Annotated in this window: 15 protein-coding genes and 2 tRNA genes; 9 read left to right on the forward strand and 8 right to left on the reverse strand. The window is 57.9% G+C overall.

Annotated features, from left to right (window positions below):
* Positions 1–128 precede the first annotated feature (128 nt).
* Positions 129–2831: an aminopeptidase N gene (pepN, locus tag QKE19_RS09610; protein WP_347890876.1), complete on the forward strand. Its 2703-nt coding sequence runs from the start codon at positions 129–131 to the stop codon at positions 2829–2831.
* A gap of 67 nt (positions 2832–2898) precedes the next feature.
* Positions 2899–3297, forward strand: a complete 399-nt coding sequence (locus QKE19_RS09615) for a globin (RefSeq protein WP_016422288.1) — start codon at positions 2899–2901, stop codon at positions 3295–3297.
* A gap of 18 nt (positions 3298–3315) precedes the next feature.
* Here the strand turns inward: QKE19_RS09615 and QKE19_RS09620 are convergent, their stop codons facing one another.
* From QKE19_RS09620 to QKE19_RS09640, 5 genes are all read right to left on the reverse strand, one after another.
* Positions 3316–4119, reverse strand: coding sequence for a hypothetical protein (locus QKE19_RS09620; RefSeq protein ID WP_070607783.1), 804 nt, complete (start codon positions 4117–4119; stop codon positions 3316–3318).
* Positions 4120–4125: 6 nt separating this feature from the next.
* Positions 4126–4569, reverse strand: a complete 444-nt coding sequence (locus QKE19_RS09625) for a thioesterase family protein (protein WP_016422286.1) — start codon at positions 4567–4569, stop codon at positions 4126–4128.
* Between the two features lie 135 nt (positions 4570–4704).
* On the reverse strand, positions 4705–6375 hold the full coding sequence (gene ettA, locus QKE19_RS09630; protein ID WP_016422285.1) for an energy-dependent translational throttle protein EttA: 1671 nt from the start codon (positions 6373–6375) through the stop codon (positions 4705–4707).
* A 285-nt stretch (positions 6376–6660) separates the two neighbouring features.
* A complete protein-coding gene (locus QKE19_RS09635) occupies positions 6661–7221 on the reverse strand; it encodes a single-stranded DNA-binding protein (protein ID WP_049170979.1) in 561 nt (186 codons plus the stop codon).
* Between the two features lie 232 nt (positions 7222–7453).
* Entirely contained in the window at positions 7454–9601 is a 2148-nt protein-coding gene (locus QKE19_RS09640) for a cytochrome c oxidase assembly protein (protein ID WP_347890878.1), read from the reverse strand.
* Between the two features lie 86 nt (positions 9602–9687).
* Here QKE19_RS09640 and QKE19_RS09645 point away from each other — a divergent pair.
* Positions 9688–9760: transfer RNA gene (locus tag QKE19_RS09645), tRNA-Arg, on the forward strand.
* Between the two features lie 651 nt (positions 9761–10411).
* On the opposite strand, the gene QKE19_RS09650 is transcribed toward QKE19_RS09645, so the two are convergent.
* Entirely contained in the window at positions 10412–10687 is a 276-nt protein-coding gene (locus QKE19_RS09650) for a hypothetical protein (protein WP_160313715.1), read from the reverse strand.
* A 366-nt stretch (positions 10688–11053) separates the two neighbouring features.
* On the opposite strand from QKE19_RS09650, the gene QKE19_RS09655 reads away from it, so the two are divergent.
* The 4 genes from QKE19_RS09655 to QKE19_RS09670 all read left to right on the forward strand — a co-directional run bounded on the left by QKE19_RS09655 (position 11054) and on the right by QKE19_RS09670 (position 13348).
* On the forward strand, positions 11054–11455 hold the full coding sequence (locus QKE19_RS09655) for a hypothetical protein (protein ID WP_049193745.1): 402 nt from the start codon (positions 11054–11056) through the stop codon (positions 11453–11455).
* Between the two features lie 47 nt (positions 11456–11502).
* Positions 11503–11904 carry a hypothetical protein gene (locus tag QKE19_RS09660; protein ID WP_347890879.1) on the forward strand — a complete coding sequence of 134 codons (402 nt, stop codon included), beginning with the start codon at positions 11503–11505 and terminating at the stop codon, positions 11902–11904.
* A gap of 110 nt (positions 11905–12014) precedes the next feature.
* Entirely contained in the window at positions 12015–12683 is a 669-nt protein-coding gene (locus QKE19_RS09665; RefSeq protein WP_049193743.1) for a DUF3800 domain-containing protein, read from the forward strand.
* A gap of 542 nt (positions 12684–13225) precedes the next feature.
* Complete coding sequence (locus QKE19_RS09670; protein ID WP_255456329.1) at positions 13226–13348, forward strand: hypothetical protein; 123 nt, start codon at positions 13226–13228, stop codon at positions 13346–13348.
* Positions 13349–14007: 659 nt separating this feature from the next.
* Here the strand turns inward: QKE19_RS09670 and QKE19_RS09675 are convergent.
* Entirely contained in the window at positions 14008–14652 is a 645-nt protein-coding gene (locus tag QKE19_RS09675) for a TetR/AcrR family transcriptional regulator (RefSeq protein WP_016422282.1), read from the reverse strand.
* 95 nt (positions 14653–14747) lie between these two features.
* A complete protein-coding gene (locus QKE19_RS09680) occupies positions 14748–14936 on the reverse strand; it encodes a hypothetical protein (RefSeq protein ID WP_042388509.1) in 189 nt (62 codons plus the stop codon).
* On the opposite strand from QKE19_RS09680, the gene orn reads away from it, so the two are divergent.
* On the forward strand, positions 14935–15588 hold the full coding sequence (orn, locus tag QKE19_RS09685) for an oligoribonuclease (protein WP_016422281.1): 654 nt from the start codon (positions 14935–14937) through the stop codon (positions 15586–15588). The two genes, QKE19_RS09680 and orn, sit on opposite strands and share 2 nt — an antisense overlap.
* 142 nt (positions 15589–15730) lie before the next feature.
* Positions 15731–15806: transfer RNA gene (locus QKE19_RS09690), tRNA-His, on the forward strand.
* Positions 15807–15932 lie beyond the last annotated feature (126 nt).

Genomic DNA, 15932 nt, shown 5'->3' on the forward strand with positions numbered 1-15932 from the left:
TCGACCGCCAATCGATCGCCAATGCGACCACCCCCCAATCGACGCGGAATGAGCGAGGAAGCCGAGGTCGCCCCGCTCACCCCGCTACCGCCCGATTCCCAATCCGGGGTCGTGGTTACACTTGTCGCATGACTTCCACGAACCTAACCAGGACCGAGGCCGCCGACCGTGCGGCCATGCTCAAGGTGTCCCACTACGACATCTCTCTTGACCTCACGACCGCACCAGTCGGCGGGCCGCACAGCGCACCAACATTCGCTTCCAAGACCACAATTTCTCTGACGGCGAAGCGCGCTGGTTCCACCTTTATTGACCTGCGTGATGCGGTTGTTAAGAGTGTGACCATCGACGGCGTCGATGCCACGGAGGCCGCTCGTTATGCCAGCGAGACCGGCATTAACGTGGACCTGACCGAAGGTGACCACACCGTCGTTATCGACGCGGACTGCCGTTACACCAACAACGGCCAGGGCATTCACCGGTTCCAGGATCCTGCCGACGGCGAAACATACCTGTACTCGCAGTTTGAAACTGCCGATGCCAAGCGCGTGTTCGCCTGCTTTGACCAGCCGGATTTGAAGGCGACGTACTCAATCCACGTCGTGGCACCGAAGGGTTGGAAGGTTGTTTCCAACTCGGTGGCCAAGACCGGCGCCACCACCGATGTCCACGGCAATGAGGCCGATACCTTCGACTTCTCGGTGGATGTTCCGCTGTCGACGTATCTCGTCGCAGTCTGTGCGGGCCCGTGGCACGAGGTCACTGACTCGTGGACCGGCACTGTCGCACCGCACCCGGAAACCCCTGCCGAGCACCAGCCGGACGGCGAGCTGACCATTCCGCTAGGAATCTACTGCCGCCAGTCCATCGCCGAGTACCTCGATGCCGACACTCTGTTCAAGGAGACCAAGGAAGGCTTCGACTTCTACGCCAAGCACTTCGGCGAGCCCTACCCGTTCGGCAAGTACGACCAGATCTTCTGCCCGGAATACAACATGGGTGCGATGGAAAACGCCGGCTGCGTGACCATCCGCGACGAGTACGTCTTTCGTTCCAAGCCCACCCATTACCTCTACGAGCGCCGCAACGACACCATCCTGCACGAGATGGCTCACATGTGGTTCGGCGATTTGGTCACCATGCAGTGGTGGGATGATCTCTGGCTCAACGAGTCCTTCGCTACCTGGTCGGCTGCCGCCGCACAGGTTGAGGTTTCCGATTACAGCCACGCCTGGACCACCTTCGCCAACGTAGAGAAGGCCTGGGCCTACAAGCAGGATCAGCTGCCGTCGACGCACCCGATTGCCGCCGATGCCAGCGACATTGACACCGTCGAGCAGAACTTCGACGGCATCACCTACGCCAAGGGCGCGTCCACCCTCAAGCAGCTGGCCGCCTACGTTGGTCAGGACGCCTTCCTCGCCGGTGCTCGTCTTCACTTTTCCCGCCACCGCTTTGGCAACGCCACCTTCGCGGATCTGTTGGAGGCGCTCTCCGAGGCCTCCGGTCGCGATCTGTCTGGCTGGGCCGATCAGTGGCTGACCACCACCGGCATCACCACCCTGGCGCCAGAGTTCCATCAAGAGGACGGCAAGTACACCTCCTTCGCAGTCACGCAGGAAGGCGCCGAGCCGGGTGCCGGTGAACTCCGTGATCACCGAATCGCAGTGGGCATCTACAACCTGCGCGGCACCGGCGCGGACGCTGTACTTGAGCGCACCAAGCGCGTGGAAATCGACGTCCGCGGTGCCCGCACCGATGTCCCAGATCTGGTCGACACACCAGTTGGCGACGTCGTGCTGGTTAACGACGACGACCTCACCTACAGCATGATTCGCCTGGACGAAGGCTCGCTTGCCACCGTCATCGACAACATCGGCGCTTTCACCGATTCGATGGCGCGCACACTGTGCTGGTCCGCCACCTGGCAGATGGTTCGCGCAGGCCAGATGCGCGCTCGCGACTTCGTCAACCTGGTGCTTCGCGGCATCCCGGGCGAGGATAAGCTCTCCGTCTTGGAGCGCGTCATCGCTCAGGCGGTCAGCGCCGTCAACGTCTACGCCGATCCTCAGTGGGCCGAGTCCACCGGCCGCGATCTGCTGGCTCAGGGTCTGTTGGACTACGCGAAGAAGGAAACCGACGCCGACCGCGCCCTGGTTTTCGTTAACGCTCTGGCTACCGTGGGCTCGTCGAATAGCGACGTCGCCGACGCACTGCGCGCCATCTACGCCGGCGACGCCGACAAGGCTGGCTTCCCCGCTGTCACTGTCGACACCGACATGCAGTGGCGCGCCTTGAAGGCTCTGGTTTCCGCTGGTCTCGAAGGCGAGGAGGCCATCGCAGAGCTTGAAAAGACCGACAATTCAGCACTCGGCGCACAGGCCACCATCGCCTGCCGCGCCTCCGTGCCGACGCTCGCCAACAAGTCCCGCGTCTGGGCTGAGGCGACTGTCTCCGGCGACGACGCCCCATCGAACCTTGTCATTCGCCACCTGCTGGCCGGCTTCAACGCGCCGGGCTCGGGTGCAGTGCTCGCGCAGGCGCTTGACGACGACTCCCGTGCCACCATCAGCGCGGAGCAGTCGGCAACCTCGCTGTCGGAGCACTTCTTCGCTGTTGCCAACAGCTGGTGGAAGCAGTTCTCCTCCGAGACGGCCCAGACTCTCCTCGAGGGCTTCTACCCCACTTGGGAGATCAGCGAGTCGGCAATCGCGGCCGCTCAGCGCCTGCTCGACAGCGAGGAGACTGCGTCGCCGGTCAAGCGCATCATTTCTGAGCAGCAGTTCCTGGTGAAGCTCGCTCTCCGCGCCCGCGAGTTCGACGCGAAGTAACAAGTGATTTCGGCCGGCACTTTGGCCGTTATCGTTTTCGTGGCATCAAGTCGATAGACTTGGTGCCATGACAACTTCTCAGACGCTCTTTGACTCCGTCGGCGGCGAGGATGTCTTCAATCGCATCGTCCATGGTTTTTACACGCGCATGCGTTCCGATGACCTCATCGGCCCGATGTACCCCAGCGATGACTGGGAGGGCGCCGAGGATCGACTACGTATGTTTCTCGTCCAGTACTGGGGCGGGCCGCACACCTACAGCGAACAGCGTGGTCATCCGCGCCTGCGCATGCGCCACATGCCGTTTTCCATCGGCGAGGCCGAACGCGACCGCTGGCTGGAAATCATGAGCGCCTCACTCGCAGACATTTCCGATGACGAGCTCCCCCGCCCCCAGCGCGAAGCCATGTGGAACCACATGGTGCAGGTTGCTGACATGCTCATCAACCGCTTCGACGCGCAGTAGGAATTAGGCCCTGCGCCGCTAGTTCAGCAGCGGCAGTACGCCAAAGGACTCGAGCGTAAAGATCGAGCCAAACCGCCCATCCAGCCGGTGCCACCGTCCCTTTGCGGACACGCGCACCGGCTCTTTTTCATCCGGTTGCTCCGGGATGAAGCCCATCGTGCACAGCGCAAACACGTCCCGCATGGTCACGTCCACGACGCTTTTCGACGTCGCCTGCGACTGCCCCTCCCCTGTATCAACAGTGGCTTCACCGGTACCGCCGCTGACAGTGAGAACCTTTTGGTCCAGCAGAGACGGTGGCATGCCCATCGGGCCGGAAGATTCGACGGCGACCGCGCGCCCCTGCTTCTCGAGAGTCCGGAAAGCAGTCGCTGGAACATAGTCGACAACCTGCCATCCTTCCGGCACTGGCAGGAATCCCGGCCAGGAGGACGCCGACTGCGCATGCACGCGGTATGGCATCGCGGTGAGCGAAGCTTCTTTCTCCTCTTCGTCCTCAGCAGTTTTTGCCTGCGCAAAGGCACGCACTGCGATGTCTTTAATCTCCGCGGCGGTGACGATGATGTCGTCGGGAAGCGCGTGCAGCGCAATCGTGCGCATGGCGAGCGGGCCGATTGGGGTCTTCACCCATACCTGCGACATTGCGGGCGCAGCGTTAGGTGCCGACGAGGAACTGATACCAGCGGCGGCGGTCTTACGTGCTCGGATGCGTAGCAACGTGCTCTCGTCGAGGGCGTAGGCCTTATGGGCCAGGACACCCAGATTCTTCAGGGCATCGGGAGTGCCAAAGGTCAGCTCGGCAGCGGGATGAGAAGTGGTCACGGCGAATTACTTGTCCTGGTCTTCCTTGTTGTCTTCGATTGCGGGAGCTGCAAAACGCTCCAGTTCACGGCGGGCAGACGGGGAGAGCTCGACTGCCTTCGCAGTCTTGAGATCAAACATCACCATCACGGTTTCGAGCACAGCAACGATGTGATCATGCTGGTCGGAGATTGTCTGGCGAAGTGTGAAAGAGGTGCGACCGAAGTTGATGATCTCGGTCTCAACCACAACTTCCTGGGTGTCCGGCAAAATAGCGCGGACGTAGTCAATCTCCAGGCGACGCACCACTGCCGCAGGCATCCCTGCCCCGCCGCCGAGACCGCGCATCACAAAGTCCAGACGAGCCTGCTGGGCGTATTCCAGGAAAGCGGTGTTGTTGGCGTGGCCATACTGATCGAAATCAGACCAGCGGATAGCGACGTTGGTACGAAATGGTGCTGATTCAGTCATACCCAGAACTATAGGCGTTTTCTGGAGCTACGAGCCTGCGAATACGCGAAAGCCCGGGACCTGTGCACTGGTGCGAGCCAGTCCACAAGGTTCCGGACTTTGCCGTTGGCAAAAATCAGATTCGCGCGAAACAGATTATCGGGTCAGGCGACGGTGCGTGACGCGCGACGGGCGTGCAGCCTCCTCGCCGTAACGCTCAATCTTGTTCTTCTCGTAGCCCTCGAAGTTGCCCTCGAACCAGAACCACTTGCCCTCTTCGAAGTTGCCTTCCCATGCGAGGATGTGGGTACAGGTGCGGTCCAGGAACCAACGGTCGTGGGAAATGACCACGGCACAGCCCGGGAAGTTCTGCAGTGCGTTTTCCAGCGAAGACAGGGTTTCGACGTCAAGGTCGTTAGTCGGCTCATCCAGGAGGATCAGGTTACCGCCCTGCTTCAGGGTCAGCGCGAGGTTCAGACGGTTGCGCTCACCACCGGAGAGAACCTTCGACGGCTTCTGCTGGTCCGCACCCTTGAAACCGAATGCAGACAGGTACGCACGAGACGGCATCTCGTTCTGGCCGACCACGATGTAGTCGAGACCATCAGAGACAACCTCCCAGACGGTCTTTTCCGGATCGATGTTTTCACGACCCTGGTCAACGTAGCTGAGCTGAACAGTCTGACCGACCTTGACCTCACCGGAATCCGGCTGCTCCAGACCCACGATGGTCTTGAACAGGGTGGACTTACCCACACCGTTCGGGCCAATCACACCGACGATGCCGTTACGCGGCAGGGTGAACGACAGGTCCTTAATCAGGACGCGGCCATCGAAGCCCTTCTCCAGGTCCTTGACCTCAACAACCTGGTTACCCAGGCGCGGCGGGGTCGGAATCTGGATCTCTTCGAAGTCGAGCTTCTTGTACTGCTCGGCTTCCTCCACCATCTGCTCGTAGCGCTCCAGACGGGCCTTGTTCTTGGCCTGGCGAGCCTTCTGACCCGAGCGGACCCACGCCAGCTCGTCCTTCAGGCGCTTCTGCAGCTTGGCGTCCTTCTTACCTGCAACCTCGAGGCGCTCAGCCTTCTTCTCCAGGTAAGTCGAGTAATTGCCCTCGTACGGGTAGAGCTTGCCGCGGTCGACCTCACAGATCCAGCCAGCGACGTGATCCAGGAAGTAACGGTCGTGGGTCACGGCCAGGACGGCACCCGGGTACTTAGCCAGGTGCTGCTCGAGCCACAGCACAGACTCGGCGTCCAGGTGGTTAGTCGGCTCGTCGAGAAGCAGCAGGTCCGGCTCGGAGAGCAGCAGCTTTGCCAGTGCTACACGACGACGCTCACCACCGGAGAGGTGAGTAACCGGCTCGTCCGCCGGCGGGCAGCGAAGCGCATCCATTGCCTGCTCAATCTTGGAATCCAGCTCCCAAGCATCAGCGGCGTCGAGCTCCTCCTGGAGCTTGCCCATTTCTTCCATGAGCTCGTCGGTGTAATTGGTGGCCATCTCCTCGGCGATGGCTTCAAAACGAGCCTTCTTCTCGAAGATGTCGCCGAGGCCCTCCTCGACGTTGCCGCGAACGGTCTTCTCCTCATTCAGCGGAGGCTCCTGCAGCAGGATGCCGACAGTGGCGCCCGGCTCCAGGAAAGCTTCACCGTTACTCGGCTGATCAAGGCCAGCCATAATCTTCAGAATCGACGACTTACCTGCGCCGTTCGGACCGACCACGCCGATCTTTGCGCCCGGGTAAAACGCCATGGTGACGTTGTCGAGAATAACCTTATCGCCGTGCGCCTTGCGCACGTTTTTCATCTGGTAGATGAACTCACCCATGGTGGAATTTCGTCCCCTCGTAGAAAGGAAATAAGCAATCCCTGTAGAGGTTACGCATAGGAACCAAAAGGCACAATCTACATGGGCGTACCCGCAATCCTTTCCCACCAAAATCTCTGCCAGGCTCCTAGCAAAACTAGCTGCGAGATAACGCTGCCGAATCGTATGCGATCCCTCCCCTTTCTCAGCAGCGTCACCTCACGTGCAGTAATTACCCCTCCCCTCTTTCCGCTCTTTCAGCGGCTCCCCCTCATTCCGCTCTACAACGATGTACTGGCTCCTGGGTTAGAACGGCGCACTGACTCCTGCATCAGCCATTTCTCGCTGCTCCGAACTAGCTGCACCTGTGTTCCCCGCCTCACCAGCGCCGCCCGTACTAGCAGTGAAGGTGCGCACGGCCCCGGCCTGAGACGCAACTGTCTCAGTAACCGAAGCTTCCGAATCCCCAGTCGATGACTCACCAAGACCAGTCGGCGACTCATGCGGCTTCTCAGTCATAGTCTTCACCGTTGCCAGGTGACGGCGCAGATTCGGACCTACCGCCTTAGCAATGATCTTCTGGCGCTGATGCTTCGTACCATCATCGCCCTCCCAGCGATCCGTACGAACGTGACCGTGGACAATGACGGCTTGGCCCTTCCACACCGTGTTATTCACGTTCTCGGCGAGCTTGCCCCAACATTCAACATCAAAATATGACGTCTCCGACTGCTCCCAACCATTCTCCCCCTTCCATGACTTGCTGGATGCCACAGAAAACTTGCAGACCTTTGCCCCAGAATTGGTATTTCGATTTTCCACATGATGGACCACATTGCCCACCACGGTAATAACTGCCTCAGACATCGGGCTCCTCCCCCAAAGAAAGCGTTTACCTACTGCGGCCGAATAATTCGAAGGTGTCTCATTCGTGCCGTGCCAATTACTTTTCCGGCTTCGAGAAACAAATGAAAGAGGTACATAAAAAGCCTGTGGATAAGTTTGTCGAAAAGACAACTATCCACAGGCTACGTATGAAGTTGAGGGGCGAAGTCGCGGCAATCCTCGTCGTCAAGCATGCAAAATCAGCTTAACGACGCTACCTTCCGCGCCTCTTCGAGGCATCAATCGGATTATCCATGTGCACCGGATGCTGCGCGTCAACCTCCGAGGTGTAGTAATCGCGCTCATCCTCGCCGCCAACACCGACCTGCTGGCTCATGCGAGCGAGCATTTCGTTGTAAGCGGCCAACTCCTCATCATTGTTGCGGTCCGCGACGCGGTCGTAGCGGGCTGCATCCTTTTCATCGGAACGCCGCCACTGTACAAACAGCGCAACGGTGACGATGTAGAGCGGAACCTCACCGGCAGCCCACGCGACGGCACCACCAACGTTCTGATCTTCCAGGAGATTCACTGCCCAAGGGAGATCCAGGCTGGCGTAGTAGGTCTCGGCAAGCACCTGCTGCGACTGCATCAGCGAAATACCGAACCAAGCGTGGAACGGCAACGACCCCATCAGCGTGACCAGCTTGACCGACGGCTCAATCTGCTGTGGTGCAGCATCGACACCGATAATGACCCAGTAGAAGATGTAACCGGAGATCAAGAAGTGGATGTTCATGAACACGTGGCCCGCGTGCTCATCAGCCAGGAAGTCGTAAATCGGTGTCATGTAGAGCAGGTAAAAGCCCGCGACGAACTGCACCGTTGCCACAACCGGGTGCGTGAGGAAACGCGACACCGGGTTGTTGATGAAGACCACCAGCCACTCACGAATACCAGGCAGACCATCGCGGCCGGCCGGCTTCAGCGCACGCAGCGCGAGCGTAACTGGGCCGCCCAGGACCAGCATGACCGGAATGCCCATGGAGTAAAGCATGTGGGCGATCATGTGAACCGAGAACAGAGCCGGCATGTACACGCCCAGCGCGCTGCACGAAGTAAACAGCAGCGTGGCACAGCCGGCGAGCCACCACAGGGTGTTGGACAGCGGCCAGGTACCGCCGCGCTTCTTCAGCAAGTAGAGCCAGTACAAGTAAATCCACGCGGCAATGATGGCGGCAGAGCCGAAGAAGATGTCAAAGCGCCACTGCGTGAACATGGCCTCCCAACCGAATGGGATCTCCAGGTTGTAACCTAGCTTGACCTGCATCTGCGTAATCGACGGCAGGCCCTCACCGCCGGCCTGCTCAGAGAAATTCGGTGGCGGCGGAGTACGGCCCAGAGCTACGGCAACGCCGATTGTCAGCGCCATGATGATGACCTCGACAATGGCCAGACGCCAGAATGGACGATTCGACTGAGCGCGCTCAATCTCCGGAATGGTGATCTTGCGGTGCACATAGCCGCATAGGCCCAGCAAGATAGTGAGAACGGCCTTGACCAGCACCATGATGCCGTAGTTGTCGCTGACCAGGTCAGACCAGTCAATGTTGATGGCTGCGTTAATGAAGCCGGAGGCAGACATGGCGATGAAAGCCACCAACGCCACGAAAGAATAGCGCTTCACTACCTCTGGCATCCATTCACCGCGACGACGCGCGTGGCCAACCAGCGCCATCAAACCGCCGACCCAAAACACAGTGAAGGTCAAGTGCCAGATGTAGGAGTTAGTGCCGTAGTCATGGGCACCACCGGAGGCATTGTGGCTTACAACCGCCAGCGGCATCATCGACACCAAGCTGATGGCGAAGAACACCGGCTGCCAAATCCACTTACGAGTCAGCGATGAACCAAGCGCCACAATGCCCGCAAAAATAGCTACCCACAGCCACGCCAAGCCCTCCTTGGTCTGCTCCAACGACACAGCCCAGTTACTCAGCTGAATCGTCGTCGACAGCGGCTGGCCCGACACATCGGAGAGCACCAGCGGAATCTCCATCAGCGCCATGAGGCCCCAGCCGAGCATGGCCCACATACCCGTGCGGGATGCCGTGTAGCCGTCGAGGCCCAAAGTGCCGTCGGCACGCTGCTTCGTACCGAAAGCGGCGAGCATAAACGAACCGACACCGAGGCAGGCGAGCAGCTCACCGGCCGCCTTCGCGAACGGGAACCCGAAGGTGGTGATTGTGCCGGGATCGGGAATACCCAACGTGGCGCGCGAATCCATGTTGAACGCCATCGAGAGCAAACCAGCTAGAACGCCGCCGATAAGTACAAAAACAACGTACCAACCAGCAGATTTACGGACTTTCTTATCCTTGCTAACAGGCGGAGAGGTCTCGGCCTTGGTCGTGGCAGTCATAGCCCTAAGCTTAGCGACCAAAGTCCCTAGAACAGAACCGGTTGTGATTGGCTACATTAGAGACGCTACAATGCTTTTCTTAGCTAGCCTCCATAGCTCAGTGGACAGAGCAGTCGGCTTCTACCCGATTGGTCGAGGGTTCGAATCCTTCTGGGGGCGCGTTTTCTACCCCCGTCTTGAACTGGTGTTTTACGAGTTCAGGCGGGGGTTTACCCTATCTAACTACCCCCGCTAATGTAGGCTCAGATTGGCTCTTGTTGGTTTAAATGCAGCGGAAATGCAGCGGATTTTGGGCATGAAAAAGGTGCCCCACCGGCCAGCTGTTCGGAAATCCCGAACAGCTCAAACCAGCGGGGCAACGGCTCTTCATTAGTTCTCGGTCGGTGGATTCCTGGCTGTCGGTAGCGCCTGCGAATCTCCCACACTTGGTGCCGCAAACCGGCGCTACATCCGAGCCCGTGAACTGGCTCAAGCACCCCGCTCTGGTAACCCGCATTCGACACCAGAGCAGAATATTCCGCAGCCCAGATAGCTGCCGGGCTACTCATCTCCCATACCAAGTACGCTGCAGCGGAAGCAATCTACGAACCAGCCACTGGGGCCATAGCCCGGGAATTTGATGTCGCCACTCAGCTACTGCCAGTGTGGCGAGAACTGCTCGAGAGAACACGAACATGCGGCGGGCGACGTATCGGGGGTGTTTTACACTAGGTTTTGAGGTCAAATTTACCCCCGTCGTGTGGTCAAAGATTGAAAACCATTCACCTTAACGCAGAATAAGGGCAGTCATAAAGAACGCCAAGAAAGGAATCATGCGATGGCCGCCCACACCGCCAAACGAGTCCTCATCATCGCAGCCTGTGTTGCAATTCCGTTCGCCGCTGCCTGCGGATCAAACAACGACCCCTCCCCATCAAGCAGCAACATGTCGACCAGCTCGACATCAACGCCCTCGCCGTCAAGCACCACGTCCACTGAATCCACCACTGATTCTCCGTCTGAATCATCAAGCCCAAAGAACAGCCCCAACCCCACCCTCGAGCACACCACCGAACCTACCTCTTCGCCCCGTGGAGGTGAGTCCACGTCCGCACGCCCAACCGGGTATACCGAAGCCCCAGGCCAAGCAGAACCATCTGAAATGAACAAAACCGTGGCATCCTGCGGCGACCCCGCTTTGCATGAGACCGGGACAACATTCTTCACCGACGGTTCAAGCGGCTGGACGCAGCAGTGCGCCTCCCAGATGATGGCGCAGCAGCCGGCGGCGACACCAGAACCAGCTCCGGCTCCCGCCGCGCCGGCTCCTGAACAGCAAGAATACTACGTAACCCCAGGCGCTTACTGTTCAGGAGGAGGAACAGGAGTCAGTAAGAACGGCACACCTATGACCTGCTCCGCCGGCCCGGACGGCCAAGCCCGCTGGCGCTCTCAATAAACAAAGGAAACGCAATGACTTTCGAAGACCGCACTACGCAAGCCGCCGCAAGGAAGCCGTTCTATAAGCGCTGGTGGTTCATCTTACTGACGGTGCTAATCGTTCTCGCCCTCGTATTTTTCGGTGTGGTGTTATACGAGGCAAAGCGCATCGCCGGTGATATCGACGCCTCAGTTGATGATTGCAAGGAGCAGGTCATCAACCGCGCTAAATACCCTGGGGGCGCGAGAATCGTTGACTACGACGTGGAACATTCTCCTGTAGAAAATTCCAACCACGCTGTTCGTGTAACTGGTGAAGCTGACTTCCCAAATGGATTCGGGACACCGGTGCGGATGACGTTTGAATGTCCAAACATCATCGTATTCGGCTCCGACGGATACAAAGTGCTCGATGTATATGTCCACGAAAAGTAAGGCCGTCTCTCTCCCCCCCCCTTCCCTTATCTAGAATGACGATTCACATGAATAAGAAATTCCTCGCAGGCGCATTATTAACCACGATTCTCGTCAGCGCCTGTGGCACTGACGAATGGGCAAGCGCTGAAGACGAACGCGATGCATACGCATCTCTTCTATGCAGCCGGGCACTTAAGGATGACGCGGCAGCACAGCAGGTGTTTACAGAGATCCTTACTAACAAAGATGATTACTCGCATGCAGATTACAAGGCTGCGATGAAGGGGATGCTGCATATGGAGGGCGCCGAGGCTATCGGCGGAGAGAACCTGGAGATTGACGCTGCGGGTGACGGGTCATGCAGTGGGTGGCTGTGGAATAAGTACCGGGAGCAGAATTGGGATGACGAGCAGATGCGGAATTTTAAGCCGTCTGATGCTCGTGAATTGGGTTTGCTTGAGGATTAACGGTAATGGGAAGAGGCGCTCAATCCGATACAGCATCAGGGAGCGCCCCACTCCTACGCCCCCGCAGTATCGACGGAAACAAATAGTGCGCTCAACAAGGTGAGATCCCATTGGCAAAACGTGTCTATCTTTACGCTGACGAAACAGGAAACCTCGACTACACAGGAACACCTAACCCCCAGGGTGGTGGCGCCTCAACATACTTCGGTTTCGGCACCGCAACCTTCAGCACAGATCATCACGGCGACAATCTGCTCCAGGGGCTTCATCTAAGGGCTCAGTGCGCAAAACAAAATATGAAGCTCACTAGGGGCTTCCACGCTGTCGATGATTCCGCGCGGACCCGCAATGAAATGTTTCAAGAAATCAAAAGACAAGCGCCACGGTTCGACACAACCTTTCTCTACAAATCCAACGCTTACGAATCTGTTAAGCAAGCAGGACCTATGCGTTTATACAAGATGGCGTGGTACCTGCACTTAAAGGAGATTGCACTACAGGTATCCCGACCTGAGGATGAGCTTTTCGTAATCGTGGCCGAGTTCGGAACCAAAGGAATTCGAAAGGCCGCATTCGAGGCGGTCCACGACGTCTGCCAACAAATTAAACGAAACATCACCTTGTGTGTATGGACATCACAATCAGCCTGGGGGCTCCAAGTTGCTGATTACGGATTATGGGCAGTGCAGCGACATCTTGAAGGCAAAAAATGCTCTTGGTACAAGCCGTGTATCGAGCCAACTCTTGCTAGTACTTTCACGCCCTGGGGAATGCCTTAGACATGCTGAAACCGGCTATCTCACCTATCAGGGTGGGAAGTCCTCCCCTGGAGGACTTATCGCCGGTTTCAACCTCATTTTACCCACACCAGAAAAACTACGCAAAGGACACCACCTAACGCGCCCCAACATGACCGATGCAGACTCCGCCTGCGAACCCTGGCGCGTAACAGACTGAGCCCCAGTAGTGACATCAGTCCGCGCACGGATCAACTACGTAGCGAACGGACGCACCTCAAGAACCATCCCACTGCCCTCGGCAAGCGTGAACAATACAGAAAGCAAAAAGGCTCAGTGCCGAAGGACCACTACCGCGCACCAGACGGCACTACCCAGCCAGATCAAGGCTTCCGCAAGAGATGAACGCGTCGCGTGTTCATGTGGAGCCGTACTGAGGTTTAGCAGTTTGGCCAGATTAAACGCTCGGATGTGCAAAACCTGCCGTCAACTTTCAGCGTTGGGGCGGCCACGGTGAGGAAAGCTCATAGCTGTCTGCAAAAAGTTCTCGATGTCGCAGCCGGTGAAATGGCGCTGGCCGTGGTGTGGGCCTGCCGAGCAAACCGGAAGCTGCCAAGATGTACCTGGCCGCTGAGCGGGTCAAGAAACTAGACAAAGACTCCAAGCGCGCTGAGCCCATCTCGCTTCTGGCAACCGCCGGACTGTAGTAGAGCAAGGTGACGGTACTGCGAGTACGTGACGTTTTTGTTCTGCGCGGTCGTATGCATGTGGAGCGAAGCGCCGTGACAGTTCGGTGAGAGGTCATTACCGGCACGCCGAAGATCTATGAGCAGCTGATGGTGGCGGCGCCGAAGCGGATCACGCGGAGGCTAAAGCCACATTTGAAGGATGAGTTTCCGGATGCGTTTCTGTGGCTTGCGATTGATGGTGACCCGTTGCCGACGCCGAGTGAGCCGGATTGGTATTACTGAGATCTTGAGCGGGTGATGAAGGAATACGGAACGCGTATGTGATGCCGCACGGCCTGCGGGGGACTGACGAAAGGCAGCGGCGCTAACCCAAGGATTGAACAGCGCCAGCCCGGCCACCACTCTGCCGCAATGAGCCTAGATATCTACGTAGAACTCAAGGAAGACAACCTCGATACTGTCGCATAAGGTATCGAATCTGCTTGGTGATAGCCAGGTAGGTTAAATCTGCCCGTCGCTTTCTAGTTCAGGTGTCGTGGGAATGTCGTGGGGTGGCGCCTATTTGCCCTGTTCATACAGGTAGTTGGGGTTTTCCAGGTGGGTTCGAATCCTTCTGGGGGCGCAAAAATAACCCGCCTGAACTGGTTTTATACCAGATGCAGGCGGGTTTTTACTTCTTAGTTCTTCTTGTTATCCGCAGGATCCGGGCGCAAGTAGCGGTCAACCATGTCGACGACCTCTTCGACAGATTCCTTGTCTAGCGTCGCGTCCTTGCCATCCGGGCGCCACACCAGCACCATCGTCTGAATCAGACGGTAAATGTTGCGCGCCAGCAGATATGGATCGTGCTCGCGAATAGTGCCGTCTTCCTGCCCGTGACGGACACCGGGGAGAATGAATTTCTCCACAATTTCCAGCTGTGTATCGCTCATCTCTCCAGTGAGCGCTTCTAAGACACGGTCGGGATCTGTCTTGACCAGGCCAGGGAAAAAGTCACTTTCGATGATGCGTTGAACGACGATTCGAATACGCAGCAACATGCGAGCGCGCGAATCGCCAGGGACATAGCGGAGCCCCTCAAGCATGTGCAGGATTTCGCGGTTGGTCACTTCCCCCAGAAGCTCACCAATGTCAGCGTATCGACGATATACGGTCGGACGCGAAACTCCTGCCTTGCGAGCAATTTCTGCAATCGAAGTCCTACGCAAGCCCACAGTCATTACGCTTTCGCGCGCAGCGGCAATGATGACATCATCGACGGATGGTTTCTGTGCCGCGGTGGTGCTTTGAGCAGCGTCGCCAACACGCCTCGTCTCATCCATGTAACTATTTCTCCCGTTGGAATCCGAACTCAGAAGTAATTTTATCAGGCAAATAGGTCGATTTAGTTCATGCCCCGTTGTCCAATTCTAAGATCTTACTTTCCAGTTAATTTCGTTTCCCCCACAATTCGCTCCACAAACCACACGGCAATCCACACGCCCGACCACAGCACAATCCACATCGCTAAGCTGGGCGTAGTCAGCGTGTGCCCCACAGCCCAGTCCGGGCACAAAATAAGGCGCACTGCAGAATCATGCCGAATCTCAGCGAAAGGTGAAATCATGGCTCAGCCCGATCCCGACCTCCAGCTCTCCCCTGAGCTCGACCGCATCGTGTGGATTGACTGTGAGATGACGGGCCTCGAACCCGAGCGCCACGTCATTGTCGAAATCGCGGCTCTCGTCACCGATGCCAACCTCAACGTCCTCGGGGAAGGCGTGGACATCGTCGTGCACGCGTCCGAGACCGAATTGGCGCAGATGGATGATTTCGTCACCAAGATGCATGCGAAGTCCGGCCTGGATCAGGAAATTCGCGACAGCAAGACTAATGTCGCCGACGCCGAACAGGCTGTTTTGGACTACATCCGTCAGTGGGTTCCCGAGCCGCGCACCGCCCCACTGGCAGGCAACTCGATTGCCTCCGACCGCAAGTTCATCCACCGCTACATGCCAGAGCTCGACCAGCACCTGCACTACCGCATGATTGATGTCTCTTCCTTCAAGGAACTTGCCCGCCGCTGGTACCCCCAGGTCCTCAAGGGCGCTCCAGAAAAGGGTCTCGCTCACCGAGCTCTTGCAGATATCAAGGAGTCGATCCGCGAGCTGGACTACTACCGCCGCGCCATGCTTCTGCCCCACCCCGGCCCCGAAGGCGACGCTATTTCTGCCGCAAGCAAGGAATCGACGGAAAAGTACGGTGAGATTCGCGGCTAGCTCGCTTTACGACGACCCAAACCCCACCCTTTCCCAAATTTATCCGGGTTGACCTGCTGTTTTTGTTTCCAGCCCACTGTGGGCTACCATATAGTTCGCTGCAGAGATGAGCTGAGAATACAGCTCCTTTAATGCGGTAATGGTGACTGTAGTTCAGTTGGTAGAGCACCAGGTTGTGATCCTGGGTGTCGCGGGTTCGAGTCCCGTCAGTCACCCCAAGTAGAACCCTCGGCCAGGTTTTTCCGGGCCGAGGGTTTTTGTGTTTCCGCCTTAGCAACTGCGTTTATGGTTGGCGGCGGCGGGCCAATCCAAGTTACTGACTGCGTTTATGACAAAAATGGCCT

Source organism: Corynebacterium sp. c8Ua_99 (assembly GCF_039907185.1).
Classification (GTDB): domain Bacteria; phylum Actinomycetota; class Actinomycetes; order Mycobacteriales; family Mycobacteriaceae; genus Corynebacterium; species Corynebacterium jeikeium_D.